24 protein-coding genes are annotated in these 25,933 nt (G+C 73.0%); 18 read left to right on the forward strand and 6 right to left on the reverse strand.

Annotated elements, in window-relative coordinates:
* The first annotated feature begins 41 nt into the window (after positions 1-41).
* The 3 genes from metK to AB0B14_RS09095 all read left to right on the forward strand — a co-directional run bounded on the left by metK (position 42) and on the right by AB0B14_RS09095 (position 4,449).
* Positions 42-1,235 carry a methionine adenosyltransferase gene (gene metK, locus AB0B14_RS09085; RefSeq protein ID WP_357069348.1) on the forward strand — a complete coding sequence of 398 codons (1,194 nt, stop codon included), beginning with the start codon at positions 42-44 and terminating at the stop codon, positions 1,233-1,235.
* The gene (locus AB0B14_RS09090) at positions 1,232-3,211 is read left to right on the forward strand and encodes a primosomal protein N' (protein WP_357522108.1); all 1,980 of its coding nucleotides are present in this window, start codon (positions 1,232-1,234) and stop codon (positions 3,209-3,211) included. The genes metK and AB0B14_RS09090 overlap by 4 nt, the downstream gene beginning before the upstream one ends.
* A gap of 254 nt (positions 3,212-3,465) precedes the next feature.
* Entirely contained in the window at positions 3,466-4,449 is a 984-nt protein-coding gene (locus tag AB0B14_RS09095; RefSeq protein WP_357069352.1) for an AAA family ATPase, read from the forward strand.
* Positions 4,450-4,551: 102 nt separating this feature from the next.
* On the opposite strand, the gene AB0B14_RS09100 is transcribed toward AB0B14_RS09095, so the two are convergent.
* Complete coding sequence (locus tag AB0B14_RS09100) at positions 4,552-5,832, reverse strand: hypothetical protein (RefSeq protein ID WP_357069354.1); 1,281 nt, start codon at positions 5,830-5,832, stop codon at positions 4,552-4,554.
* Positions 5,833-6,085: 253 nt separating this feature from the next.
* On the opposite strand from AB0B14_RS09100, the gene AB0B14_RS09105 reads away from it, so the two are divergent.
* The 4 genes from AB0B14_RS09105 to AB0B14_RS09120 all read left to right on the forward strand — a co-directional run bounded on the left by AB0B14_RS09105 (position 6,086) and on the right by AB0B14_RS09120 (position 11,679).
* Positions 6,086-8,575, forward strand: coding sequence for a tetratricopeptide repeat protein (locus AB0B14_RS09105; RefSeq protein WP_357069356.1), 2,490 nt, complete (start codon positions 6,086-6,088; stop codon positions 8,573-8,575).
* A gap of 181 nt (positions 8,576-8,756) precedes the next feature.
* The gene (gene def / locus AB0B14_RS09110; RefSeq protein ID WP_357069358.1) at positions 8,757-9,314 is read left to right on the forward strand and encodes a peptide deformylase; all 558 of its coding nucleotides are present in this window, start codon (positions 8,757-8,759) and stop codon (positions 9,312-9,314) included.
* Between the two features lie 5 nt (positions 9,315-9,319).
* Complete coding sequence (gene fmt / locus AB0B14_RS09115; protein WP_357069456.1) at positions 9,320-10,246, forward strand: methionyl-tRNA formyltransferase; 927 nt, start codon at positions 9,320-9,322, stop codon at positions 10,244-10,246.
* A complete protein-coding gene (locus AB0B14_RS09120; RefSeq protein WP_357522110.1) occupies positions 10,201-11,679 on the forward strand; it encodes a transcription antitermination factor NusB in 1,479 nt (492 codons plus the stop codon). Before fmt ends, AB0B14_RS09120 begins: the two co-directional genes overlap by 46 nt.
* Positions 11,680-11,724: 45 nt before the next feature.
* Here the strand turns inward: AB0B14_RS09120 and AB0B14_RS09125 are convergent, their stop codons facing one another.
* On the reverse strand, positions 11,725-12,615 hold the full coding sequence (locus AB0B14_RS09125) for a septum formation family protein (RefSeq protein WP_357522077.1): 891 nt from the start codon (positions 12,613-12,615) through the stop codon (positions 11,725-11,727).
* A gap of 246 nt (positions 12,616-12,861) precedes the next feature.
* A complete protein-coding gene (locus tag AB0B14_RS09130; RefSeq protein ID WP_357069362.1) occupies positions 12,862-13,752 on the reverse strand; it encodes a septum formation family protein in 891 nt (296 codons plus the stop codon).
* 254 nt (positions 13,753-14,006) lie between these two features.
* Here AB0B14_RS09130 and rpe point away from each other — a divergent pair, with 254 nt between their 5' ends.
* The 7 genes from rpe (at position 14,007) to ribH (ending at position 20,251) form a co-directional block, all read left to right on the forward strand.
* Positions 14,007-14,687, forward strand: a complete 681-nt coding sequence (rpe, locus tag AB0B14_RS09135; protein ID WP_357069364.1) for a ribulose-phosphate 3-epimerase — start codon at positions 14,007-14,009, stop codon at positions 14,685-14,687.
* A gap of 1 nt (position 14,688) precedes the next feature.
* The gene (locus AB0B14_RS09140) at positions 14,689-15,645 is read left to right on the forward strand and encodes a response regulator (protein WP_357069366.1); all 957 of its coding nucleotides are present in this window, start codon (positions 14,689-14,691) and stop codon (positions 15,643-15,645) included.
* A 444-nt stretch (positions 15,646-16,089) separates the two neighbouring features.
* A complete protein-coding gene (ribD, locus tag AB0B14_RS09145) occupies positions 16,090-17,151 on the forward strand; it encodes a bifunctional diaminohydroxyphosphoribosylaminopyrimidine deaminase/5-amino-6-(5-phosphoribosylamino)uracil reductase RibD (protein ID WP_357069368.1) in 1,062 nt (353 codons plus the stop codon).
* 1 nt (position 17,152) lies between these two features.
* Positions 17,153-17,797, forward strand: coding sequence for a riboflavin synthase (locus AB0B14_RS09150; protein ID WP_357069370.1), 645 nt, complete (start codon positions 17,153-17,155; stop codon positions 17,795-17,797).
* A complete protein-coding gene (gene pnuC / locus AB0B14_RS09155) occupies positions 17,797-18,486 on the forward strand; it encodes a nicotinamide riboside transporter PnuC (RefSeq protein ID WP_357522079.1) in 690 nt (229 codons plus the stop codon). Before AB0B14_RS09150 ends, pnuC begins: the two co-directional genes overlap by 1 nt.
* A complete protein-coding gene (locus AB0B14_RS09160) occupies positions 18,483-19,748 on the forward strand; it encodes a bifunctional 3,4-dihydroxy-2-butanone-4-phosphate synthase/GTP cyclohydrolase II (protein WP_357069374.1) in 1,266 nt (421 codons plus the stop codon). The genes pnuC and AB0B14_RS09160 overlap by 4 nt, the downstream gene beginning before the upstream one ends.
* Positions 19,749-19,750: 2 nt before the next feature.
* A complete protein-coding gene (gene ribH / locus AB0B14_RS09165; protein ID WP_357069460.1) occupies positions 19,751-20,251 on the forward strand; it encodes a 6,7-dimethyl-8-ribityllumazine synthase in 501 nt (166 codons plus the stop codon).
* Between the two features lie 63 nt (positions 20,252-20,314).
* Here ribH and AB0B14_RS09170 read toward each other — a convergent pair whose 3' ends face one another.
* Genes AB0B14_RS09170 through AB0B14_RS09180 form a run of 3 tightly spaced genes read right to left on the reverse strand, consistent with a single transcriptional unit; the run spans position 20,315 to position 22,766 of the window.
* Positions 20,315-21,058 (reverse strand): amino acid ABC transporter ATP-binding protein, encoded by a 744-nt coding sequence (locus AB0B14_RS09170; protein ID WP_357069376.1) that lies wholly within the window; start codon positions 21,056-21,058, stop codon positions 20,315-20,317.
* A 2-nt stretch (positions 21,059-21,060) separates the two neighbouring features.
* Positions 21,061-21,906, reverse strand: coding sequence for an amino acid ABC transporter permease (locus AB0B14_RS09175; RefSeq protein ID WP_357069378.1), 846 nt, complete (start codon positions 21,904-21,906; stop codon positions 21,061-21,063).
* Positions 21,903-22,766 (reverse strand): ABC transporter substrate-binding protein, encoded by an 864-nt coding sequence (locus AB0B14_RS09180; protein ID WP_357069380.1) that lies wholly within the window; start codon positions 22,764-22,766, stop codon positions 21,903-21,905. Before AB0B14_RS09180 ends, AB0B14_RS09175 begins: the two co-directional genes overlap by 4 nt.
* A 135-nt stretch (positions 22,767-22,901) precedes the next feature.
* On the opposite strand from AB0B14_RS09180, the gene AB0B14_RS09185 reads away from it, so the two are divergent.
* From AB0B14_RS09185 to infC, 4 genes are all read left to right on the forward strand, one after another.
* Complete coding sequence (locus tag AB0B14_RS09185) at positions 22,902-23,165, forward strand: phosphoribosyl-ATP diphosphatase (protein ID WP_357069382.1); 264 nt, start codon at positions 22,902-22,904, stop codon at positions 23,163-23,165.
* Between the two features lie 50 nt (positions 23,166-23,215).
* The gene (gene hisG, locus AB0B14_RS09190) at positions 23,216-24,061 is read left to right on the forward strand and encodes an ATP phosphoribosyltransferase (RefSeq protein ID WP_357069384.1); all 846 of its coding nucleotides are present in this window, start codon (positions 23,216-23,218) and stop codon (positions 24,059-24,061) included.
* A gap of 212 nt (positions 24,062-24,273) precedes the next feature.
* A complete protein-coding gene (locus tag AB0B14_RS09195) occupies positions 24,274-24,747 on the forward strand; it encodes a PH domain-containing protein (protein ID WP_357069386.1) in 474 nt (157 codons plus the stop codon).
* Between the two features lie 525 nt (positions 24,748-25,272).
* On the forward strand, positions 25,273-25,923 hold the full coding sequence (infC, locus tag AB0B14_RS09200; protein WP_357069388.1) for a translation initiation factor IF-3: 651 nt from the start codon (positions 25,273-25,275) through the stop codon (positions 25,921-25,923).
* Positions 25,924-25,933 lie beyond the last annotated feature (10 nt).

The following is a 25,933-nucleotide window of genomic DNA, read 5'->3' on the forward strand; positions in this document are numbered from 1 at the left end:
ATTAGACTGCCGCGGAACGACCTCACACGCTTAGGAGTGCCGTGACACGCCGCCTCTTCACGTCCGAATCGGTCACGGAAGGCCACCCGGACAAGATCGCCGACCAGATCAGCGATGGCATCCTCGACGCGTTGCTGACCGAGGATCCGCACAGCCGGGTCGCGGTGGAAACCATGATCACCACCGGCCAGGTGCACATCGCCGGTGAGGTGACCACCAAGGCGTACGCCGACATCCCGACCATCGTCCGGCGGACCATCCTCGACATCGGCTACGACTCGTCGAAGAAGGGCTTCGACGGCGCGTCCTGCGGCGTCAGCGTCTCCATCGGCGCCCAGTCCGAGGACATCGCGCAGGGCGTGGACAACGCCTTCGAGCTGCGTACCGGGGCGTCGGAGAGCGCACTGGACGCACAGGGCGCCGGCGACCAGGGCATGATGTTCGGCTTCGCCTGCTCGGAGACGCCCGAGCTGATGCCGCTGCCGATCGCCCTCGCCCACCGGCTCGCGCGCCGCCTGGCCGCCGTCCGCAAGGACGGCACGATTCCCTACCTGCGGCCCGACGGCAAGACCCAGGTGACCATCGAGTACGAGGGGCTGCGCCCGGTCCGGCTGAACACCGTGGTCGTGTCCAGCCAGCACGCCGCGGACATCTCGCTGGACTCGCTGCTCACTCCCGACGTGCGCGATCACGTGATCGCGCCGGAGCTGGAGAGCCTGGGTCTGGACACCGAGGGCTACCGGCTGCTGGTCAACCCGACCGGCCGGTTCGAGATCGGTGGCCCGATGGGTGACGCCGGGCTGACCGGCCGCAAGATCATCGTCGACACGTACGGCGGGTACGCCCGCCACGGCGGCGGCGCGTTCTCCGGCAAGGATCCGTCCAAGGTGGACCGCTCGGCCGCGTACGCGATGCGCTGGGTCGCCAAGAACGTGGTCGCCGCCGGTCTGGCCGAGCGGTGCGAGGCGCAGGTCGCCTACGCCATCGGCAAGGCCCACCCGGTGAGCCTGTTCATCGAGACGTTCGGCACCGAGACCGTGCCGGTCTCCTCGATCGAGAAGGCCGTCACCGAGGTGTTCGACCTGCGTCCGGCCGCGATCATCCGGGACCTCAACCTGCTCCGCCCGATCTACCAGCAGACCGCCGCGTACGGCCACTTCGGCCGCGAGCTGCCGGACCTGTCCTGGGAGAGCACCGACCGGGCCGCCGACCTCAAGTCGGCCGCGGGAGCCTGACCGCCACCAGGCGTAGCGACCGGCGACCCGCGGATGGGTCGCCGGTCGCGCGCGTCTGCGTGGATGTGCCGCTGGCGCATCTGGACCGGCCGTTCGACTACCTGGTGCCCGCCGAGCTGGACGAGGCGGCGGTGCCCGGCACCCGGGTGAAGGTGCGCTTCGCGGGGCAGCTCGTCGACGGGTGGCTGCTGTCGCGCGCCGACGACTCCGGGCACACCGGCCGGCTCGCGTACCTGGAGAAGGTGGTCTCACCGGAGCCGGTGCTGGCGCCCGAGATTGCCCGGCTGGCCCGCGCGGTCGCCGACCGGTACGCGGGCAGCCTCGCCGACGTGCTCCGGCTCGCCGTTCCACCCCGGCACGCCCGGGTCGAGAAGGAGCCGCGCGGCGACCAGCCCACCCTGGCGGTCACGCCCGGGGCCGCAGCGGTCGACCCGCGTGGGTGGGGGGACTACCCGACGGGCCCGGCGCTGCTGCGGGCGCTCACCGACGGCCGGGCGCCCCGCGCGGTCTGGTCGGCGTTGCCCGGCGAGGACTGGGCGGCCCGCTACGCCGACGCGGTGGCCGCCACCGTCGCCGGTGGGCGCGGAGCGGTGGTCGTGGTGCCCGACGCCCGCGACCTGGACCGGCTGGACGCCGCGCTCACCGCCGTGCTCGGCCCGGGGCGGCACGTCACCCTCTCGGCCGCCCTCGGGCCGGCCCGGCGCTACCGGGCGTTCCTCGCCGCCCGCCGTGGGCAGGTGCCGGTGGTGATCGGCACCCGGGCGGCGATGTTCGCCCCGGTGGACCGGCTCGGCCTCGTCGCCATCTGGGACGACGGCGACGACCTGCACTCCGAGCCCCGGTCGCCGTACCCGCACGCCCGCGATGTGCTGCTCACCCGCGTCCAGTTGGCCGAGGCCGGTGCGTTGGTCGGCGGGTACGCCCGCACCGCCGAGGCGCAGCTGCTGCTGGAGACCGGCTGGGCTCGGGAGGTGGTCGCCGACCGGGCCACCGTGCGGGCCCGGATCCCGGCCATCGCGCCGACCGGCGACGACCCACAGCTGGCCCGTGACCCCGGGGCCGCCACCGCCCGGCTGCCCAGCCTGGCCTGGACGGCCGCCCGCGACGCCCTCCGGCAGGACCTGCCGGTGCTGGTGCAGGTGCCCCGACGCGGCTACCTGCCGTCGATTTCCTGCGCCGAGTGCCGCACCCCGGCCCGTTGCGCGCACTGCTCGGGGCCGCTCGCGCTGCCCTCGGCCGGTGGCATCCCGGCCTGTCGGTGGTGCGCCCGGGTGGCGGCCGCGTACGCCTGCCCGGAGTGCGGTGGGCGGCGGCTGCGGGCCGCGGTGACCGGTGCCCGGCGGACCGCCGAGGAGCTGGGTCGGGCGTTCCCCGGGGTGCCGGTACGCACCTCGGGGCGCGAGGAGGTGCTGACCGACGTACCCGGTGGGGCGGCCCTGGTGGTGACCACACCCGGCGCCGAGCCGGTCGCCGCGGGCGGTTACGGCGCGGTGCTGCTGCTCGACTCGTGGGCCCTGCTGACCCGGGCCGACCTGCGTGCCGGCGAGGAGGCGCTGCGGCGCTGGCTGGCGGCGGCTGCGCTGGCCCGTCCGGCACCGGCCGGCCGGGTGGTGGTGGTCGCCGACGGCGCGCTCGCCCCGGTGCAGGCGCTGCTGCGCTGGGACGCCGCCTGGTTCGCCGGCCGGGAGCTGGCCGAGCGTCGGGAGTTGGGTTTCCCACCGGCCGTCCGGATGGCGAGCGTCACCGGCCCGGCCGAGGCGGTGGCCGACCTGCTCGCCGCGGCCCGGCTGCCGACCGACGCCGAGGTGCTCGGGCCGGTGCCGGCCGAGGAGGGCCGGGAACGGATGCTGGTGCGGGTACCCCGGTCCCGAGCTGCCGCGCTCGCCGAGGCGCTGCACTCGGCCGCCGGTGCCCGCGCCGCCCGCAAGGCCGCCGACCCGGTTCGTCTCCAGGTCGATCCGCTGAGCCTGTTCTGAGGTGTTTCGGCCGGTGCCGACGTCGGCCGCCCCGGCCCGCGCGGGATGGCCCTCGCACACCGCGTCCGGCAAAGCGGTGGCGCTCAGGTGGTAGCATCGCCCGTCATGTCAGGCGTACGACGGCTCCGGGTCGCAACGGAGCGTCACAGCCGCCGAGCTGGGGCCGCGCGGGATGGCGCGACGAGGGCGGGAACGCGTCGGTCGGACGCGATGTCGATGATGTCTTTGAGCCGGTGATCAGGGGTGGACCAGTCGTGACCGTTGGACAATCGATCGTCTTCAACGGCGACCTCGGCAGCGGCAAGAGCACCGTGTCGGTCGAGATCGCCAAGCGGCTCGGCATGCGGCGGGTCAGTGTGGGTGACCTCTATCGGGAGATGGCGCAGCAGCGGCAGATGACCGCTCTGCAGCTCAACCTGCACGCCGAGCTCGACCAGGCCGTCGACGGCTACGTCGACCAGCTCCAGCGGGACATCGCCGCCACCGGTGAGCCCCTCGTCATGGACTCCCGGCTGGCGTGGCACTTCTTCACCGACGCGCTCAAGGTTCACATGATCACCGAGCCGGGCGAGGCGGCCCGCCGGGTGCTCGCCCGCCCGTCCGGGCCGGCGGAGAGCTACGCCTCCCTGGAGGAGGCCAAGGCCAAGCTCCGGGAACGCAGCGCGAGCGAGCGCAGCAGGTTCATCGTCCGGTACGGGGTGGACAAGGCCCGCCTGCGCAACTACGACCTGATCTGTGACACCACCCGTGCCTCGGCGGCCGAGGTGATCGAGCACATCGTGGCCGCGTACGAGGGCACGCTCGGTGCCGAGGTGCTGCGCGACGGGCCGCCGCTGCTGCTGCTGGACCCGGCCCGCGTCTACCCGACCGAGGACATCGCCACCCTGCGGGGTCTGTGGGACACCGACTTCGTCGGCGACGTGGCCGAGGCCGGTGACGAGGCCCTCGAACCGCTGAAGATCGGGTTCACCGGCGAGTACTTCTTCGTCGTCGACGGTCACCGCCGGCTCAGCGCCGCCCTGCAGAACGGCTTCTCGCTGGTCCCCGCCCAACTGGTCGCCGAGGTCGACGAGCCGGTGGTGGGTGGCATGACGGCGATCGACTACTTCGCCGCCCAGGTCCGCCCCGGCCTGATCTACGACTGGGAGGCGGCCCACAAGATCCAGCTGCCGCTGCCCGAGCCCGCCCTGCTGCGCGGTGACGCGGTGCTCGCCGGGGACCCGGCCGCCAGCGCCTGAGCCCAGCGGTGGGCCGGGCCGGCACGCGGGATGCGCGCCGGCCCGGCCACCTGTTGCGCCGAGGCGACGCCTCAGCTTCGGTCGTTGCGTTCAGGCGATGCCTCAGCCGAGGACCACGCCGGAGGCGCCGACGCCGGCCATGCCGGAGAGGATGTCCTCGTAGTAGAACCGCCAGGCGCAGACCCGACCGGTGGGGACGTAGCCGGTGCAGGCCACCGAGGTGTTGGTGTCGTCGATGGCGGTGTTGGTTCCGGTCGCCCAGACCTGGAGGGTGTTCGCCGCGTTCACGATCTCCACCGGGCCGCCGCTGTCACCCTGACCGACGGCGTTGGTGTGGGTGGTGTTCTCGGCCTGCACCTGACCGCAGACCGTGCCGAAGTTGCGCACGTTGATGCACAGGTTGCGGGCCTTCACCTGGATCGAGCAGCGGGTCCCGGAGTACGCGCCGGAGGTGCAGACCCAGTTGCCGACCTGGCTGGCCGACGCGCCGATCACCTGGTTGTTGAACTCACTGACCACCGCGCCGGCCGCGTCGGTGCTGTTGTTGAAGACCCGGCCGCCCCCGCTGCCGTTGAGCAGCAGGGTGTCGGTGCTGACGTTGCGGGTGCCGACGGTGCCGATCGTCTGCCCGGTCGGGTCGGTCGCCAGGACGTTCAGGTTGGCGCAGTGCGCGGCGGAGAGCACCCGCGTCACCCCGCCCTGGTAGACACCGAAGCCGGTCGAGCAGCCACCGCCGGTGGCGGTGTTGCGCCACGCGGCGCCACCCCACCACGGCGGCGAGTCGTCCCATCGGGTGGCCGGCGCGGCGGCGACGCCGGTCTGCACGGTCACCGGGACACCGGCGAGTGCCGTCGCGCCGAGCAGACCGTCCTGGGTGCCGACGAGCAGGCCGGCGCCGTCGGCGCGCGGCCCGACCGTGGTGATCTGGTTGCCGACCTTGGCCAGCAGCCGGTCGGCCGCGGCGACGAGTTCCCGCTGTGAGTACGGGGCGGGCAGCACCTTCGTCGCGACGGTGGCCCGGGTGGTGGCCACCAGGTGGGCCGGCGGCTCGCCCTTCCAGTAGACCTGGAGCTGTCGTGTGGTGGGATCGGCGACGATTCCGGCGAAGCCGGAGTTCGCGCTGCGTTCGGCGACCTTCGTGATCCGCGCGGCGGCGGTGTTCATGCGCTCCTGCAGCCGGAGCAGCTCCGACCAGGAGGTGAAGCCGCCGGGCACCGGAGTGCTGTCGACGAACGAACCGGTGGTGGCGGCCTTGCCTCCGGGTGCGGCGGTGGCCGGTGCGGCGGTCACGCCCGCGACGAGCAGCGTGAGGCCGAACGCGGCGACGGCGGCGCGCCGCAGCAGCGACGGGGACCGCCGGGCGGTCAGATGTGGACGGATCATCAGGTACCTCTTCCCCCAGGGGTGATGGAGCGGGTCGAACCCGCACCAGGACGGTGGCATGTGACGTCGGCGCCGCGAGCCGGATCCTGGACGGCACTGGACACCACCGGACACCGCCGGACACCGCCGGACGGTCCACGCTCCACCGTGGAACTGTCAGACATCGGCGCTCGGCTATCGAACGGCGCGCGGGCGGAATTAGCCTGCCCCTGCGCATCCGGGGCGGCTGGGTGCACGGGGGGGTGGGAGCCGCATGTCCGACCAACGGGTACCTCCCGTTCGACAGGCGGCGCAGGAATCGCCCGGGGCGTTCGAGGTGGCTCGCGGCGGCGCCGAGGCGCAGACACTGCCGGAGCTGGCCGGGTTGCTGCGCCAGTTGCGCCGTCGGGAGGCCCGGCAGCAGGGCGAGACCCAGCTGACGTACCGGCAGTTGGCCGCGAAGACCGGCTGGTCGCGCGGGATCATCGGGGAGTATTTCGCCGGCAACATCCTGCCGCCGCCGGAGCGGTTCGACGCCCTCATCCGGCTGCTCGGGGCAACTCCCGCCGAGCAGGGAGTGCTGGCCACGGCACGGGACCGGATCGAGGAGCGCCGTCGGAGCCCGAACCGGGACCACGCCACCACCGGGCGGGCGAGCGCCGGGGCCGTCCGCGCCAGGGCCGGCGGCCCGCGCCCCGCCGCGGCGTCGGCCCGCTTCCCGGTGCCCCGGCAACTGCCCCCGGCGCTGCCGGGCTTCGTCGGCCGTGCCGCCCAGCTCGCCCAGCTCGATGCCGCCTGCGCCGACTCCGCCGGGTCCGGGGACGGCGACCTGGCGCCGGGCACCGTCCTGACGCTGTCCGGCACGGCCGGGGTCGGCAAGACGACACTGGCGGTGCACTGGGCGCACCGGGTCGCCGACCGTTTCCCGGACGGGCAGCTCTACGTCGACCTGCGCGGGTTCGACGCCTCCGGAGTGGTGGTGACGGCCGTCGAGGCGGTACGAGGCTTCCTGGAGGCCCTTGAGGTGCCGCCGGAACGGATCCCCACCCACCTGCCCGCGCAGGTGGGCCTCTATCGCAGCCTGCTCGCCGGCCGCCGGATGCTGGTGCTGCTCGACAACGCCCGCGACATCGACCAGGTCCGCCCCCTGCTGGTCGGCAGCCCGAGCTGCCTGGTCCTGGTCACCAGCCGCAACCGGCTCGCCGGCCTGATCGCCGCCGACGGCGCCCGGCCGATCAACGTCGGCCTGCTCAGCACCGACGAGGCCTGGCAACTGCTGGCCCGGCGACTCGGCGGGGACCGGTTGGCGGCCGAACCGCGGGCGGTGGACGAGATGATCGAGCGGTGTGCGCGGCTGCCGCTGGCGCTGGCCGTGCTCGCCGCCCGGGGTGCGGGCGATCCCACCTTCCCCCTGGCCACCCTCGCCGACGAGCTGCGCGAGGCGCCCCACCCGCTGGACTCGTTCGACTGCGGTGACACCGGCACCGACGTGCAGGCGGTCTTCTCCTGGTCGTACCGGAGCCTGACGCCCGCGGCGGCACGCCTGTTCCGGCTGTTCGGCTGCCATCCGGGGCCGGAGATCGGGGTGGCGGCGGCGGCCAGCCTCGCCGGGCTGCCCCGGGGGCAGCTGCCTCGTCTGCTGGCGGAGCTGGCCCACGCCCACCTGGTCACCGAGCATGCCCCCGGCCGGTTCGGCGCGCACGACCTGCTCCGGGCGTACGCGGCGGAGCAGGCGGAACGTCTGGAGCCGCCGGAGGCCCGGCGGGCCGCGATTCGGCGTGGGCTGGATCACTACCTGCACACCGCGCACGCGGCGGCGCTGCTGCTGCAGCCGGGTCGCGACCCGGTCACCCTGGCCGCCGCTCCGCCGGGTGTGCTGCCCGAGGAGATCACCAACCACGGTCAGGCACTCACCTGGTTCACCGTCGAGTACCCGGTGCTGCTGGCGGCGGTCACCCACGCCAGACGTGCCGGGTTCGACGGCCATGCCTGGCAGTTGGCCTGGACACTCGTGGACTTCCTGCAACGCCGGGGGCGGTGGACGGATCTGGCCGTCGCCCAGCGGGCCGCCCTGGCCGGGGCGCGGCGGGCGGGCGACCGACTCGGGCAGGCGAACGCCCACCGCGACCTGGCCCGGGTGCTCTCCCGGCTGGGCCGGGTGGACGAGGCGGCGAAGAACTACCGCCAGTCCCTGCTGATCTTCGAGGCGTTGGGTGACCACACCGGGCAGGCGCGGACCCACCGGGCGTTCGGTGCGATGTTCGACGGGCTCGGCCGGTACGCCGAGGCGCTGGAGCACGGTCAGCGGGCTCTCGCGCTGTACCGGGCCGCCGGCCACGCGGCCGGGGAGGCCAGCGCCCGCAACGCGGTGGGCTGGGCGCACGCCCAGCTCGGCCAGTACGGGCCCGCGCTGGTGCACTGCCGGCAGGCGTTGGCGCTGCTGCGCCCGACCGGGGACCGGCACGGTGAGGCGAACACCTGGGACAGCCTCGGCTTCATCCACGCCCAGCTCGGTAACCACCGCCAGGCGATTCGCTGCTACCAGCGGGCACTGGGGTTGTACCGGCGGATCAGCGACCGCTACGACGAGGCGGACACCCTGTCCCGGCTCGGCGAGAGCCGGCAGGCGGCGGGGGACACGGCCGGCGCCGTACGGACCTGGCGGCGGGCCCTGGGCATCCTCGACGACCTCGGCCACCCCGATGTCGAGCGGGTCCGTCACCTGCTGGGCCGGGCGGCAGACGGGTGCTCGGCGCGGGGCTGACGGTCGCCCGCGAGCTGCTCGGACGGCGGCGAGGCGCCGCCGCCGGGCGCGCTCGGCGGCCGGTCGGTGACGCTTGGCACACCGGCGGTGGCCGATCGAGGTACGCCGGCCAGCGCGCGGCCGGGCACTCCGTAGACTGGTACGGCACGGCCCGTCCCACCTGTCGAAGGAGCCTTCCCGCGTGACCGTCCAGCCCATCCGTCTTTTTGGGGATCCGGTGCTGCGCACGCCGGCCGATCCGGTGGTCGACTTCGACGCCGAGCTGCGTCGGCTCGTCGCCGACCTCACCGACACGATGCGTGAGCAGAACGGCGCCGGCCTGGCCGCGCCGCAGCTCGGCGTGAGTCTGCGGGTGTTCACCTTCGACGTCGACGACGTGCTCGGGCACCTGGTCAACCCCGTGCTCGAGTTTCCCGACGAGGAGGAGCAGGAGGGCCCGGAGGGCTGCCTGTCGATCCCCGGGCTCTACTTCGACACCAAGCGTCGGCAGAACGTCATCGCCAAGGGCTTCAGCTCGTTCGGCGACCCGATGCAGATCGTCGGCACCGGCCTGATGGCGCGGTGCGTCCAGCACGAGACCGACCACCTCGACGGGGTGCTCTTCCTCGACCGGCTCGACGCCCAGGGGCGCAAGGACGCCATGAAGGCGATCCGCCAGGCCGACTGGTACGACGCGGCGGCCCCACCGACGGTCAAGCTGAGCCCGCACATCAGCGACCCCTTCGGGCTGGGTCGGTGACCCCGATGCGAGTGGTCTTCGCCGGTACGCCGGCCGTCGCCGTTCCCGCCCTGGCCGCCGTCGCCGCCTCCGGGCACGACCTGCTCGCCGTGGTCACCCGGCCCGACGCGCCCGCCGGGCGAGGGCGTGGCCTGTCCCGTTCCCCGGTCGGCGAGTGGGCCGACGCGCAGGGCGTCGAGGTGCTCACGCCGGCCCGCCCCCGCGACCCCGAGTTCCTCGACCGGCTGCGGGCGCTCGCACCGGACTGCGTGCCGGTGGTCGCCTACGGCGCGCTGGTGCCACCGGCGGCCCTGGAGATCCCCCGGCACGGCTGGATCAACCTGCACTTCTCGCTGCTGCCCGCGTGGCGCGGCGCCGCGCCCGTGCAGCATGCCGTGCTGCACGGTGACGAGTTGACCGGAGCCAGCGTCTTCCAGTTGGAGGAGGGCCTGGACACCGGCCCGGTCTTCGGCACCCTCACCGACGAGATCCGGGCCGGCGACACCTCCGGTGACCTGCTGGAACGGCTCGCCGACTCCGGTGCCGGGCTGCTGGTGGCGGTGCTCGACGCGATCGCCGACGGCACCGCCCGGGCCGAGCCGCAGCCCGCCGACGGGGTGTCGCTGGCGCCGAAGTTGACCGTGGACGACGCCCGGGTGCGCTGGGGTGACCCGGCCTTCGCCGTCGACCGGCGGATCCGGGCCTGCACGCCCGCGCCGGGTGCGTGGACCACGTTGCGGGGCGAGCGGGTGAAGCTCGGCCCGGTGGTGCCGGTGCCCGACGGCCCCGAGTTGAAGCCGGGGGAGTTGCTTGTGGAGAAGTCGCGGGTGTTGGCCGGCACGGCGACCGTGCCGGTGCGCCTCGGTGAGGTGCGTGCCGCCGGCAAACGGGCCATGGGCGCGACCGACTGGGCGCGCGGCGTCCGGGTCGGCACCGGCGAGGACTTCGCGTGACGGCCCCGGAGGGCACCTGCCCGACACGCTCCGGCCCGCCGACCGGTCGTGGCGGAGACCGCCGTCCGGTCCGGCCACCACTGGATCGACCGCGCCGCGCGGCGTACGAGGCGGTCGCCGCCGTGCACCGCGACGACGCGTTCGCCAACCTGGTGCTGCCCACCATCCTGCGCGACGAGGGGCTGTTCGGCCGGGACGCGGCCTTCGCCACCGAGCTGACCTACGGCACCCTGCGCAACCTGGGCACGTTGGACGTGATCCTGACCGACGCCGCCGGCCGGGACGTGGCCCGGATCGACCCACCGGTCCGCGACGCGCTGCGCCTCGGGGCGTACCAGCTGTTGCACACCCGGGTGCCGGCGCACGCCGCGGTGTCGTCGACCGTCGACCTGGTCCGTTCGGTCGCGCCCGGCGCCACCGGCTTCGCCAACGCGGTGCTGCGCGAGGTGTCGACCCGGGACGCGGACGCCTGGGTGGCGAAGCTCGCCCCACCGATGGAGACCGACCCCGTCGGGCACCTGGCACTGGCGTACAGCCACCCGCAGTGGATCGTGCGGGCCTTCTCCGAGGCCCTCGGTGGCGACCTGGGTGAGACCGCCCGCCTGCTGATCGAGGACAACGAGCGCCCGCCGGTGCACCTGTGCGCGCGGCCGGGGCTGATCGACCCGATCGAGCTGGCCGACCAGGTCGGCGGGGCGCCCGGCGCCTTCTCGCCGTACGCCGTCTATCTGCCCGGCGGCGCGCCGGGCGACATCCCGGCGGTGGTCGACGGCCGTGCCCACGTCCAGGACGAGGGCTCCCAGCTGGTCGCCGCGGCACTCACCAACGCGCCACTGGACGGCCCGGACGGGCGTTGGCTGGACCTGTGCGCCGGCCCCGGCGGCAAGGCCGGCCTGCTCGGCGCGCTGGCCGCGCAGCGTGGTGCGCGGGTGACCGCGGTGGAGGTGGCCGAACACCGCGCCCGGCTGGTGTCCCTGGCGACCCGTGACCTGCCGGTGGCCGTGCTGGCGATGGACGGCCGCGACGTGGGCGCCGACCCGAAGCTGCCGGAGCAGCACTTCGACCGGGTGCTGGTGGACGCCCCGTGCACCGGGCTGGGCTCGTTGCGGCGCCGACCGGAGTCGCGGTGGCGCCGCCAACCGTCCGACCTGCCGCCGCTGACCCGGCTGCAACGGGAGTTGCTGGGTGCGGCGTTGCGGGCGGTCCGCCCGGGTGGTCTGGTCGCCTACGTCACCTGCTCGCCGCACACCGTCGAGACGCACGTGACGGTGACCGAGGCGGCCCGCCGCAGTGGTGTCGCGGTGGACTTCGTGGACGCCCGGCCGCTGCTGCCGGCCGGCATGCCCGGTCTGGGCGACGGGCCGACGGTGCAGCTCTGGCCGCACCGCCACGGCACCGACGCGATGTTCCTCGCCGTCCTGCGCCGAGGCTGACGAACCGCTCCGGCCGGTCACCCGACCGGCCGGACGCGGGAGCGCTCAGGTGACCGGGAGCCCCTTGGTGCCGGCGTTGCGCATCGAGCGGGTCAGGTTCCGGTCGGAGATCCAGAGGAAGCACTGCACGCCGCGGTTGCCGTTGCGCCACTCCTCCTCGTACGGCTGGTAGAAGATCGTGCCGGCGCGGAACTCGAGCTGGGAGTTGTCCGGCACCTTGGCGTACTTGGCGATCATCGTCTGGCAGGCCCGGTGGGCCTTCGGCACACTGCGGGCAAACGCGCTGTAGCTGATCTCCGGGACCTGCCAGACCCCGACGAACTCGGCGTGGTGCTTGGCCGTGCAGGAGACCGGCAGCATCTCGTCGATGTCGTCCTTGACCAGCTTGGGGTTGAAGCAGCGGTACGCCAGCGGCGCCGCGCCCGACAGCGCACCCTTCAGGCTGCCGGTGCGCAGGCCGACAGTGGTGTCGTCGATGCTGGCGATCTCGCTGACGTCGCAGCGGTACCACCGGGCCCCGCCCGCCCAGGCCTGCGGTGACGGCAGCACGACGCTCAGGCCGAGCCGCCCGGAACGCCAGTCGGCGCCCACCGCCTTGTTGACCACCGTGCCGCACGCGGCGTGCGCGGCCCGCATGCCGGCCGAGCCGGGCTGCGGGGGAGTGCCCGGCTCGGCGTTCGCTCCGGTGAGCGTGCCGACATGCATCGTCTCCACCAGGTGCGACTCGGTGCACGCCGTCGGGTTGTAGCCGGTCAGGAAGCCGACCTGCTGAGCGGTCAGGTGGCAGACGTCGGCGGCGGGCACGAACTGCTGCGCGGCGACCGGCGCCGGCCAGTCGTCGACGAGGTCCCTGTCGATTCCGGCGGGTGCGCTACACCCGGCCAGCACCAGGGCCAGGGCCGCACCCCCGGCGTACACCGCCAACCACCGTCGCATCCCTGACCTCCCGCCACTGTGGCCTCCGGCCGGACCCAGCCGGTCGGTAGCGCCACGGCGCAGCAGCATACGGCACAGGCCCTAAGGCCTGTTTCATAGGAACTGGCCGGCCTGCGGCGGGCCCGGACGACGACCGGCGACGTTGCGGTTTCGTCCGGATGCCGGTGTTGTATCCGGACGAAACCGCGCCTTGCCGGGTCGCCGCCCGGACTCCGCCTCGGCACGACCGCCCTTGTGAAACCGGCCTTAGGCGGCGGGCAGTCCCGCGGGGCCGGCGCCGCGCATCGAGCGGGTGAGTTTGCGGTCGTCGCTCCACAGGAAGCAGCGCACCCCACGGTCACCCTCCTCCCACTCCCGTTGCGACGGCGGGTAGTAGATGGAACCGGCCCGGTACGGCAGGTCCTTGTCGTTCGGCACGGCGGCGTACTCGGCGATCAACTCCATGCAGCGTTGGTGCGACCGCGCGGCGGAGCGGGCGAACGTCGCCCAGTCGGCGTCCTGTTCCTGGTAGACGCCCACGAACTCGGCGCGGTGTGGCTCGGTGCAGAGCACCGGCGCCATGTAGTTGAGGTTGTCGCCGATCAGCTTGGGGTCGAAGCACCCGTGGGTCAGCGGGTTGTCGCCGATCAACGCCCCGCGCAGGCTGCCGGTGCGGTTCACCGGGCGGGTGTTGTCGATGCTGCCGGTCTCGCTGAGGTCGCAGCGGAACCACCGCGCACCGCCGGCCCAGGCCGGTGCCGACGGCAGCGCGAGGGACAGCGTGAGCCGGGCCGTGTGCCAGTCGCCGCCGAGCACCTCCCGGGCCCGTTGGTCGCACTCGGCGCGGGCCGTGCGCAGCGCCGACGACCCCGGTTCGGGTCGGGTCTCGGTCAGCGCGTCGGGCCCGACGAAGGCGCCGACGTGGATGGCCTCGGCCAGGTGGTTGCGCGCGCAGTCCACTGTCTCGTAGGTGCTGGCCTGCACGACCGCGGTGATCCGGGGCAGGCAGGTGTCGGTGGCGGGGGTGAACGGCGTCGGGTCCCGCAGTGCCGGCCAGTCGTCGGTGAGATCACCGTCCGCGCCCCGGGCCGGCGCGCAGCCCGCCAGCAGCATCATCGTGACGCCGGCCAGCACCAGCGCTGGGAGCCACCGTCGCATCGTCCGCCCTTCCGGGAGCTGACGGCCGGTCACCGCGTCCCGCGGCGAGACCCCGCCGGGCGTGCCCCGTTCGGCACCGTCCCGCTTGGAGTGTCGTCGCGTTTCCGTCGATCGGCCAGCCACTCATGTCTGTTCGTCCGGATTCGGCAGTCCGGAGCGACCAATTCTGCACCACCGGTCACTGTCGCATCACAACGCGTCGGAGTTGGTGCCGCGATGCGGATGATGGGTGGCCACATTCGTACACTGGCCCCGTGACCGTACCGCCGCCGATCGTCGCGCCGAGCATCCTGGCCGCCGATTTCGCCCACCTCGCCGAAGAGGTCCGTGCCGTCGAGGACGCCGCGGACTGGTTGCACGTCGACGTGATGGACAACCATTTCGTGCCGAACCTGACCATCGGTCTGCCGGTGGTGCAGAGCCTGCGTGCGGTCACCGCGATGCCGTTCGACGTGCACCTGATGATCGAGGATCCGCGCCGGTGGGCTCCCGGCTACGCCGACGCCGGGGCGTACAACGTCACCTTCCACGCGGAGGCGTCCGACGACCCGGTGGCGCTGGCCAAGGACCTGCGCTCGGCCGGCGCGAAGGCTGGCCTGGCCATCGACCGGGACACCCCGATCGAGCCGTACCTGGACCTGCTGCCCAGCTTCGACACCCTGCTGATCATGACGATCAAGGCCGGTTTCGGCGGGCAGCGGTTCATTCCCCAACTGCTGGACAAGGTGCGTGCCGCCCGCCGGCACGTCTCGGCCGGGCACCTGGAGCTGCGCATCGAGGTGGACGGCGGGATCGCCGCGGACACCATCGAGCAGGCGGCCGCCGCCGGCGCCGACGCGTTCGTGGCCGGCACCGCCGTGTACGGCGCGGCCGACCCGGCGGAGGCGGTACGGCACCTGCGGGCACTGGCGGAACGCGCGGCTCGCGAGGTCTGAGGTGGATCCCGAGGGCGACCACAAGGACGTCATCCTCGTCGTCGACGACGACGAGGACATCGCTCGTTTCGTCGAGTTCAACCTGCGGCTGCACGGCTTCGAGGTGATCCACGCCAGCGACGGGCAGGAGGCCCTCGAGGTCATCGAGCGGCAGCGACCGGACCTGGCGGTGGTCGATCTCATGATGCCCCGCATCGACGGGCTGGAGCTGACCCGGCGGCTGCGCGCGGACCCGATGACCTCCGCCCTGCCGGTGATCATGCTGACGGCCAAGGGGATGACCGTCGACAAGGTGCACGGGCTCAGCGCCGGCGCGGACGACTACCTGGTCAAGCCGTTCGACACCGCCGAGCTGGTGGCCCGGGTCTCGTCGACGCTGCGCCGCAACAAGGAGTTCCGGGAGGTCTCCCCGCTGACCGGGCTGCCTGGCAACAGCCGGATCCGGCGGGAGATCAGCGACCGGGTCCGCCACGGTGTGGACTACGCGGTCGGCTACATCGACATCGACCGGTTCAAGAGCGTCAACGACCGCTACGGTTTCGTCCGCGGTGACGACTTCATCTCCGCGCTGGCCCGCAGCCTGCACCGGGCGGTGGTGGCGGTGGGGCTGCCGCCGGCCTTCCTCGGCCACGTCGGCGGCGACGACTTCGTCATCGTCTGCGCCCCGGACCAGGTCCGCCCCCTGACGTCCCGTGCGGTCGTCGACTTCGAGAAGTCCGCCGACACGCTCTACGACGCGACCGACCGTGAGCGCGGCTTCGTCGAGCTGAAGGACCGGCGCGGCACCATCCGGCGCGCCGCCCTGGTCACGCTCTCCATCGGGGTGTCCCTCTCCGACGACGGCAAGCGGTTCACCGACCCCCTGGAGGCGATCGCGGTGGCCTCGGAGATGAAGACGGTGGCCAAGAGCCAACCGGGGTCGTACGTCGCCGTGGACCGGCGCCGTGGTGTCACGTGAGCATGACGACGCTGTGAAGTAGCTCGCCGGGGTGGCGACGCACCCCCGTCGGCGTGTAAGACTGCCCTGTACCCACCACGCGCTGGCGGGACTCGGTGAAATTCCGAACCGGCGGTGATCCACGGTCCAACCGTGGTCAGCCCGCGACCCGGACGGCTCACGCCGCCCGGTGGACCTGGTGAAAATCCGGGGCCGACGGTTGGGAGCGGTTCGTCCGCCCCCAGACAGTCCGGATGGGAGACAGCGCGCGGGACGGACGGGTTCGAGCCGGCCGCTGGCTTCAGCGTGCCGTGCCGACCCTCCGGGGGCGGCTGTGCCGTTCCCGGAATCCGCGGGCGGCTCGCGCCGTTCCCGGGATCCGCCGCCGCCTGCCCGTGGCCCCATGGCCACCGCCTCCCTGACCGCCCGCGCGCGGACCGGCGAGTGAGAGGGCAGGGCAGGGCGATGGCCAGCGTCTCCGTCGACGAGGCGATGCGGCGTGCGATCGAATTGGCGGCACGCGGGCTCGGCACCACCAGTCCCAACCCGGTGGTCGGCTGCGTGCTGCTCGACGAGGACGGCCAGGTCGTGGGCGAGGGCTTCCACGCGTACACCGGCGGGCCGCACGCCGAGATCGTCGCCCTGGCGCAGGCCGGGCAGCGGGCCAAGGGCGGCACCGCGGTCGTCACTCTGGAACCGTGCGACCACACCGGCCGCACCGGCCCCTGCAGTTCCGCGCTCGTCCAGGCCGGGGTCGCCCGGGTGGTCATCGCCGTGCCCGACCCCAACCCGGTCGCGTCCGGCGGCGCCGCCACGCTGCGCGCCGCCGGGGTCCGGGTCGACCTGGGGGTACGCGGCGAGGAGGCCGAGGCCGGCAACGTCGCCTGGCTGACCTCGATGCGCCGCGGCCGGCCGTACGTGATCTGGAAGTACGCCGCCACGCTCGACGGGCGCTCCGCCGCGGCGGACGGCACCAGCATGTGGATCACCTCGGAGGCGGCCCGGATCGACGTGCACGCCCTGCGCGGCACCGTCGACGCGGTGCTCGCCGGGGTGGGTACCGTGCTCGCCGACGACCCCCGGCTGACCGCCCGCAACCTGCGCGACGGCAGCCTGGCCATCCGGCAGCCGCTGCGGGTGGTCGTGGACAGCTCGGGGCGTACCCCGGCTGACGCCCGGGTCCGCGACGGCGCCGCGCGGACGTGGATCGCGACGGCCGACGAGGTCGGCGCCGACCCGGACGGCCGGGTCGACCTGTCGGCGCTGCTCGCGGCGCTGCACCAGCGCGGGGTCCGCGCGGTGCTGCTGGAGGGCGGCCCCCGGCTGGCCGGTGCGTTCCTGAAGGCCGGCCTGGTCGACAAGATCGTCTCCTACGTCGCGCCCCGGTTGCTCGGCGCCGGCCCGACCGCCCTGGTCGACGCGGGAGTGACCACCATCGCCGAGGCCATCGATCTGGAGTTCGTCGACGTTACGCAGATCGGTCCGGATCTCCGGATCACCGCTTTGCCCCGCAAAAGGGAGGGCTGACATGTTCACCGGCATTATCGAGGAGTTGGGCGAGATCGTCCGGGTGACGGCGACCGCGGGCGATTCCGCACTTGTCGCCGTACGCGGTCCGCTCGTCACGTCCGACGCCCGGCACGGCGACTCCATCGCGGTCAACGGCGTCTGCCTGACCGTCGTGGAGGCCACCGACGGTGTCTTCACCGCCGACGTGATGGGGGAGACGCTGCGCCGTTCCGCGCTGGGCGCGCTGCGCCCCGGCGACCCGGTCAACCTGGAGCGGGCCGCCGCCCTCGGCAGCCGGCTCGGCGGGCACCTGGTGCAGGGCCACGTCGACGGTGTCGGCGAGCTGCTCTCCCGGGAGCCGGCCGAGCAGTGGGAAACCGTCCGGTTCCGGCTGCCCGCCGCGCTGTCCCGGTACGTGGTGGAGAAGGGCTCGATCACCATCGACGGGGTCTCGCTGACCGTGGCCGAGGTGGGTGCGGACGAGTTCGCCGTCGGGTTGATCCCGACCACGCTCAAGCTGACCACGCTCGGCGCCAAGGGCGTCGGCGACCCGGTCAACCTGGAGGTCGACGTGGTGGCCAAGTACGTCGAGCGGTTGCTCGGCGACCGGCTCACCGGCACCGACGGCACCGGGGTGGCCTCGAGCACGGGCGGGGTGGCCTGATGGGCCCGCTCGGTTGGCTGCTGGACGCCCAGGTGCAGGTGGCCGGCTCGCCGGTGCTGGCCCGGGAGATCGTCGGCAACGCGTTCGGGCTGTTCTCCGCGCTGCTCGGGCTGCGCCGGCTGGTCTGGGCGTGGCCGGTCGGGATGATCGGCAACGCGCTGCTGTTCACCGTGTTCCTCGGCGGGGTGTTCGCCACCCCGCAGGAGCACGACCTGTACGGGCAGGCCGGCCGGCAGGTGTTCTTCTTCGCGGTCAGCGTCTACGGCTGGTGGCGGTGGCGGCGCAACCGTCGCGCCGACGCCGGTCAGGCGGCGGTCGTTCCGCGCTGGGCCACCGGGCGGGAGCGGCTGGTCATGCTGCTGGCCGCCGCGGTCGGCACCGCCGCCGCGTACCCGGTGCTCAAGGCCCTGGGCTCGTGGGGCCCGCTGCCCGATGCCTGGATCCTCACCGGCAGCCTGCTGGCCACGTACGGCATGGCCCGCGGCTGGGTGGAGTTCTGGCTGCTCTGGATCGCGGTGGACGCGGTCGGCGTGCCGCTGTTGCTGCGCGGCGGCTTCTATCCGTCGGCGGCCATGTACCTGGTCTACGGCGCCATCTGCGTCTGGGGCTTCGCCGCCTGGTGGCGCACCTCGCGCGCCACCCGACCGGCCCCCGCCCGTACGCCCATCTACACGGAGGCTGTGGCGTGACCAGTTTTGGAGATATTGAGCAGGCTATCGCGGAGATCGCGGCCGGGCGGCCGGTCGTCGTGGTCGACGACGCGGACCGGGAGAACGAGGGCGACCTGATCTTCGCGGCCGAGTTGGCCACGCCGGAGCTGATGGCGTTCATGGTGCGCTACACCTCCGGGTACGTCTGCGTGGCGGTGACCGAGAGCGAGGCCGACCGGCTCGACCTGCCGCCGATGCACCACACCAACCAGGACCGGCGCGGCACCGCGTACACGGTTACCGTGGACGCCCGGGAGGGGATCGGCACCGGCATCTCGGCGGCCGACCGGGCACACACCAGCCGGCTGCTCGCCGGCGCGGCGACCGACTCGACCGACCTGGCCCGGCCCGGGCACGTGGTGCCGTTGCGCGCCCGCGAGGGCGGGGTGCTGCGGCGCCCCGGGCACACCGAGGCGGGGATCGACCTGACCCGGCTGGCCGGGCTGCGCCCGGCGGGTGTGCTCTGCGAGCTGGTCAACGACGACGGCACCATGATGCGGCTGCCGGACCTGGAGAAGTTCTCCGCCGAGCACGGCCTCACGCTGATCACCATCGCCGACCTGATCGCCTACCGGCGGCGTACCGAGAAGCAGGTCGAACTGGTCGCGGAAGCCCGGATGCCCACCCGGCACGGGGTGTTCCGGGCGCTCGGCTACCGCGCGGCGCACGACCCGGCCGAACACGTCGCCATGGTGCTGGGTGACCTCGGCGACGGCCAGGACGTGCTGGTGCGGGTGCACTCGGAGTGCCTGACCGGGGACGTGTTCGGCTCGCTGCGCTGCGACTGCGGCCCGCAGTTGGACGCCGCGCTGGCCCGGGTCGCCCGCGAGGGCCGGGGCGTGGTCCTCTACGTTCGTGGCCACGAGGGGCGCGGCATCGGGCTGCTGCACAAGTTGCAGGCGTACCAGTTGCAGGACTCCGGCCGCGACACCGTCGACGCCAACCTGGACCTGGGCCTGCCGGCCGACGCCCGCGACTACGGCACCGGCGCCCAGATCCTCTACGACCTGGGCGTGCGCTCGATGCGACTGTTGACCAACAACCCGGCCAAGCGCGCCGGGCTGGAGGGGTACGGGTTGACCATCACCGGCCGGGAGGGTCTGCCGGTCGGCGCGCACCCGGAGAACCTGCGCTACCTGCGCACCAAGCGGGACCGGATGGGTCACCTGCTGGGCGAGTTGGACGAGGTGTCCGAGGCGCCGTTGGGGCGCCTGGTCGCCAACGACGAGATCGGAGCATGACGATGGCGGGTTTCGGGGAGCCGGGAGTCGACGCGGTGGACGCCGCGGGGCTGACCGTCGGGGTCGTCGCCGCCCGGTGGCACGGTGATCTGACCGACCACATGCTGGAGCGGGCGGTGGCCGCCGCCGAGGCGTGCGGCGCCCGTTCCGTCGTGGCCCGGGTCGCCGGCTCGGTCGAGCTACCGGTGGTGGCCCAGGCCCTCGCGCGCCGCTGTGACGTGGTGGTCGCTCTCGGCGTGGTGGTGCGCGGCTCGACCGCCCACTTCGACTACGTGTGCCGCTCGGTCACCGACGGGTTGACCCGGGTGGCGTTGGACGAGGGCAAGCCGGTGGCGCACGGGGTGCTGACGGTGGAGACCATCGAGCAGGCCCGCGACCGGGCCGGGCTGCCCGGCTCGGCCGAGGACAAGGGCTGGGCCGCCACGGTGGCCGCGCTCGACGCCGCGCTGGCCGTGCGCGCGGTGGCGGCGGGCAACGCCCAGCGGGTCGGCTTCGGCGGCTGACGCCGCTGTCGGCGCGGTCGGCTGCCGTTTCTGCCGCCTCCGGCCGGCTCTGCAGGCTCGCCTTCAGAGCCGGCCGGCCTCGATGATCCGGTGGAGGAACTGCCGGGTGCGGGGCTGGGTCGGCTCGCCGAGCACCTGCTCCGGTGGGCCGCTCTCGACGACCCGCCCGGCGTCGAGGAAGCAGACCTGGTCGGCGACCTCCCGGGCGAAGCCCATCTCGTGGGTGGCCAGCACCATGGTCATGCCGTCGGCCTTCAGGTCCCGGATCATCGCCAGCACCTCACCGACGAGTTCCGGGTCCAGCGCGGAGGTGACCTCGTCGAGCAGCATCAGTCGCGGTGAGTTGGCCAGCGCCCGGACGATCGCCACCCGTTGCTGTTGCCCACCGGAGAGCCGGTCCGGGTAGGCGTCCGCCCGGGCGCCGAGCCCCACCCGGTCGAGCAATTCCCGGGCCTGCGCCTCCGCCTCCGCCCGACCCCGCCGGTGTACGCGCCGCGGCGCGAGGGTGATGTTGTCCAGGACGCTCAGGTGCGGAAAGAGGTTGTACGCCTGGAACACCATGCCGATCCGCCGCCGGACCTGGTCCGGGTCCACCCGGGGGTCGGAGATGTCCTCCCCGTCCAACTCGATGGTGCCGTCGTCGAGATCGTCCAGCAGGTTCACGCAGCGCAGCAGCGTCGACTTGCCCGACCCGGACGCGCCGATCAGGGCCACCACCTGGTGCTCGGCCACCGTCAGGTCGAGTTGGTCGAGCACGACCTGACCGGCGAACTCCTTGCGCAGGCCCCGGCAGCGCAGCAGAGCCATGGTCAGCCTCCCGACTGTCGGCGGGCCGCGCGCAGCGTCACCCAGTCGGTGACCGCGATCAGCGGGATCGCGAGCAACACGAAGAGCACGCCCGCCACCACGTACGGCGTGTAGTTGAAGGTCTGGGCGGTGGCGATCTGCGCGGCGCGGACCGCGTCGATCGGTCCCGCGAGGGAGACCAGCCCGACGTCCTTCTGCAACGCCACCACGTCGTTGAGCAGCGGCGGCGCCACCCGGCGGACGGCCTGCGGCAGGACCACGTGCCGCATCGTCTGCCGGTAGGTCAGGCCCAACGAGCGGGCCGCCGCGAGTTGGCTGGGATGCACCGACTCGATGCCGGCCCGGAACACCTCGGCGAGGTAACCGCCGTAGGTGAGGACCAACGCGATCCCACCCAGCACCAGCACCGGCGGCATGCCCTGCAACCGCAGGCCCGGCACGCCGAGGGTGAGCAGGTACAGCACGATGATCAGCGGCAGGCCGCGGAAGGTGTAGGTGTAGCCGGCGGCCAGCGCCCGGACCGGGAAGAAGACCGGGCCGCGCAGCGTCCGCAACACCGCGATCACCAGCCCGAGCAGCAGCGCGCCGACCGCACAGCAGACCAGCAGCCGGACGTTGAGCCAGAGCCCGCTCAGCACCGCCGGCAGCGCGTCGGCGGCGATCGCCGGGTCCAGGAACGACCGCCGGACCCGCTCCCAGCCGGGCGCGCCGGTCACCGCGACGACGAGCAGCGTGCCGAGAGCCGCCGTGGAGCAGGCCGCGACCAGCACGCTGTAGACGGTCTGCCGATTCCGGTACGCCGAGCGCCGCCGCTGCGCCTCGGACGGGACGTGATCGAGCAGGGTCACCGCAGCTCGGCCGCCCCCGCCACCTGCGCCAGCCACTTCTGCTCCAACTGCTTCAGCGTGCCCGCCTCGGTGAGCTGACCGACCGCACCGGTCACGCACTTGGTCAGCGGCGAGTTCTTGTCCAGCAGCAGCCCGAAGGCCTCGGGCGAGCCCACCTGCGGCACCTGCCCGACGACCGTCGCGTCGGTGAGCTCCGCGCCGGTGATGTAGAACGCGGTCGGCAGGTCCACCACCAGACCGTCGATCTGCCCGTTCTGCAGGGCCTTCTTGGCGTCGTCGTTGCTGTTGTAGACCTGTGGCTCCCTGGTCGGCTTGAGCACGTCGGTGATCGCCTGGTAGCTGGTGGTGCCGACCTGGGCGCCGAGCTTGGCGTCGCGAAGGTCGGCCAGCGACTTCTTGCCGGCGATCTTCGAGGACTTCAACGCGATCACGGTCTGCCGGACCAGGTAGTACGGTGCGGAGAAGTCGACAGCCCGCTTACGCTCCTCGGTGATGGAGAACTGGTTGATGTCGAAGTCGAAGTCCTTCGGCCCCGGTGCGATCGCGGTGTCGAACTTGACCCGGGTCCACGTGACGTCGGCGCGGGCGTAGCCGAGCTTCTCGGCCACCGCGTACGCGACTGCGGATTCGAAGCCCTCGCCGCTGTCCGGCTTGTCCTTGGCGAACCACGGCTCGTACGCGGGCTGGTCGGTGGCGATGGTGAGCTTGCCCGGCGTACGCGTGGGCAGGCTGTCCTTGGCGCAGGACAGCCCCGTGGTGACAGTGGGGGTTGGTAGCTCCTTCTGGGGCGCGCATCCGACGGCGGCGACGACGGCGGCACCGGCGAGGGTGAGCGCGAGGAGACGTGAGCTGCTGGCCATGGCCGACAGCGTAGAGGTATCGACCGGTCTGCTTGGGGCTTTGTCCCCCCATGTCGATAGGGAATTGTCCGCTTGCTGGATTTCGGCGGACCCGGACGCGGGGCGTCGCCCCGGCGGCTGGAAGAATCGTCTCCCGTGAAGACGTTCGAGGAGTTGTTCGCCGAGCTGCAGGCCAAGGCCGCCGCCGGCACCCCGGGCTCGGGCACCGTCGCCGCCCTGGAAAGGGGCGTGCACTTCATCGGCAAGAAGGTCGTCGAGGAGGCGGCCGAGTCGTGGATGGCCGCCGAGCACGAGGGGCCGGAGCGCACCGCCGAGGAGATCTCCCAACTGCTCTACCAGGTCCAGGTGCTCATGCTCGCCAGTGGTCTCGACCTCAAGGACGTCTACCGACATCTGTGAGTGCATCCCCACCCGTTGATCGCCATCCGGATCGAAGGAGCACTCCCGTCATGCTGCGTGTCGCCATTCCCAACAAGGGCACCCTGGCCGAACCGGCCGCTCAGATGCTGCGCGAGGCGGGCTACCGCCAGCGCACCGACCCCAAGGACCTCGTCTGTCGCGACGAGGCCAACGACGTCGAATTCTTCTACCTGCGCCCCAAGGACATCGCCACCTACGTCGGGTCCGGTGACCTCGACCTCGGGATCACCGGCCGGGACCTGCTGATCGACTCGGCGGCGCCGGCCGAGGAGGTCGTCGACCTCGCCTTCGGGCAGGCCACCTTCCGCTTCGCCGCCCGCCCCGACGACATCGCCTCGGTGCAGGAGTTGGGCGGGCACCGGATCGCCACCGCGTACCCGGGGCTGGTCGAGCGGCACCTCGGCGAGGCGGGCGTCAAGGCCGACGTGATCCGCCTCGACGGCGCGGTGGAGAACGCCGTACGCCTCGGCGTCGCCGACGTGATCGCGGACGTGGTGGAGACCGGCGCCACCCTGCGTCAGGCGGGCCTGACGGTCTTCGGCGAGCCGCTGCTGCGCTCGTCGGCGGTGCTGGTCCGCCGCGCCGACGCCCCGGCGCACCCGCAGGCCGAGCAGCTGCTGCGCCGCCTGCACGGTGTGCTGGTCGCCCGCCGCTACGTGATGCTCGCCTACGACGTGCCGGCCGGTCTGCTGGAACGGGCCAGCGGGCTCACCCCGGGCATCGAGTCGCCCACCGTGTCGCCGCTACACCGCGAGGGGTGGGTGGCGGTGCAGGCGATGGTGCTCCGCGACGACGTCCACCGCATCATGGACGAGCTGTACGAGCTGGGCGCCCGCGCCATCCTCGTTACCAACATCCACGCCTGCCGCCTCTGACCGCATCCCGCTTGATCAACTCGGTTTCGTGAGAACGGGGGTGTCCGCGCGTCAGGGACACCCCCGTTTTCTGAAGCCCGAGCGGATCTGTCGTGCTGGCGCGGGGCGGAAGCGCGGAACCTCCGACGGCCGTGCCGGCCTGGGGTCAGCTCGGGGTGCTGGCTCGGCGGGTGGTGCGTTTGGCGGGTCGGTGTGGGTGGCAGACTGGTGGGGTGAGTGAAACCGAGCTGGTCCGCCTGAAGCCCCGCCGCATCCGCGTGGTCTGCTGGTCGGCAGCGGCTGCCCTGGTGGTGGTGTTCGCTCTGGTCGCCACGTCGCTGAGTGGCCCGACCGGCGATGGCTACGGCAGCTTCCAACGCGGTGACCAGATCGCCATGATCGGCCTCGGCGTCTTCGGTGCCCTCGGCTTCCTGCTGTTCACCCGTCCTCGGGTGGAGGCGGACGCGCGGAGCATCCGGGTCCGTAACGTCATCAGCTCCTACGAGCTGCCCTGGGAGGTCGTCCGGGGTGTCCGCTTCGACCGGGGCGCGCCGTGGGCCAGCCTGGAGCTGCACGACGACGACCTGCTGCCGATGATCGCCCTGCAGGCCGCCGACAAGGAGTTCGCCGTCGACGGGGTCCGCGCGCTGCGCCGACTGCACCAGGCCCACCAGGCCCAGCTCGCCGAGCGCGCCACGCGTCACTGACCCCGACCACCCCGCCTCTTCGGCCGGCCCGCGCGCGGCCACCGCACATCCCCGCGCTCCAAGATCTGAGCAACAGCACCGAAACTGCCGCCTCAGCCCGCCCCGAGGCAGCGCTTTCGGTGCAGATGCTCGGATCTTGACCCCACCGGGCCGCCGGCCCCGCCGCGTCCGTCGGGGCACCCCGAGGAGGCCCAGCGTGGGATGGGTGTGCCCGGTTTGGGGGCGGTCGGGGCGCGGGTGTAGTGTTATCAAGTCGACCAGGCTGTCTCCGCATGCGAGCAGGCAGCCTTGAAAGCGGAGCGCCTGCTCCCACCCGAGTCGCCGCTACGGTGGCCGGGTCCGGTCACCGGTTCCGGGCACGTCCCGGCGTCGGATGCGCGATCCTGTGATCGTGCTGACCGGTCGAGCGGGCCCTGGCATGCGCCGGGGCCTTCTGCTTTCCAGGTCGGTTCCCACCTGGGAGCCGCGGGGGTCGGCACCTGAGCAGAAACGACTCGAGGAGGCCCCATCAGCGTCGAACCACGCGTGAACGAGCAGATCCGGGCACGTGAGGTCCGACTGGTCGGCCCCGAGGGTGAGCAGGTGGGCATCGTCCCGCTGGAGCGCGCCCTTCAGCTGGCCGCGGACGTCGATCTGGACCTGGTCGAGGTTGCGCCGATGGCGCGCCCGCCGGTGTGCAAGCTCATGGACTTCGGCAAGTTCAAGTATGAGAGCGCACTCAAGGCGCGCGAAGCGCGGCGTAACCAGCAGCAGACCGTCATCAAGGAAATGAAGCTTCGGCCGAAGATCGACCCGCACGACTACGAGACCAAGAAGGGTCACGTGGTGCGGTTCCTCAAGGCGGGCGACAAGGTCAAGGTGACGATCATGTTCCGCGGTCGCGAGCAGAGCCGCCCGGAGCTGGGTTACCGGCTCCTGCGCCGGCTCGAATCCGAGATCACGGACCTGGGATACGTCGAGGCCGCTCCCAAGCAGGACGGCCGAAACATGATCATGGTTCTCGCTCCGCACCGGGCCGTCAAGGCCTCCGCGGTTGCCGCTACGGCGTCCCGCGGTGGGCCTCGGGACCGGGCAGCGGACGAGTCCGCCGCTCCGGCAGCCGATGAGACCGCGGCGGTCAGCGAGACCGCAGCAGCCGGTAACACCGGCCTCGCCGCCGACACCAGCGGCGAGTAACAGGGGAGAA

It is taken from the genome of Micromonospora sp. NPDC049171 (genome assembly GCF_040648275.1).
GTDB lineage: Bacteria > Actinomycetota > Actinomycetes > Mycobacteriales > Micromonosporaceae > Micromonospora.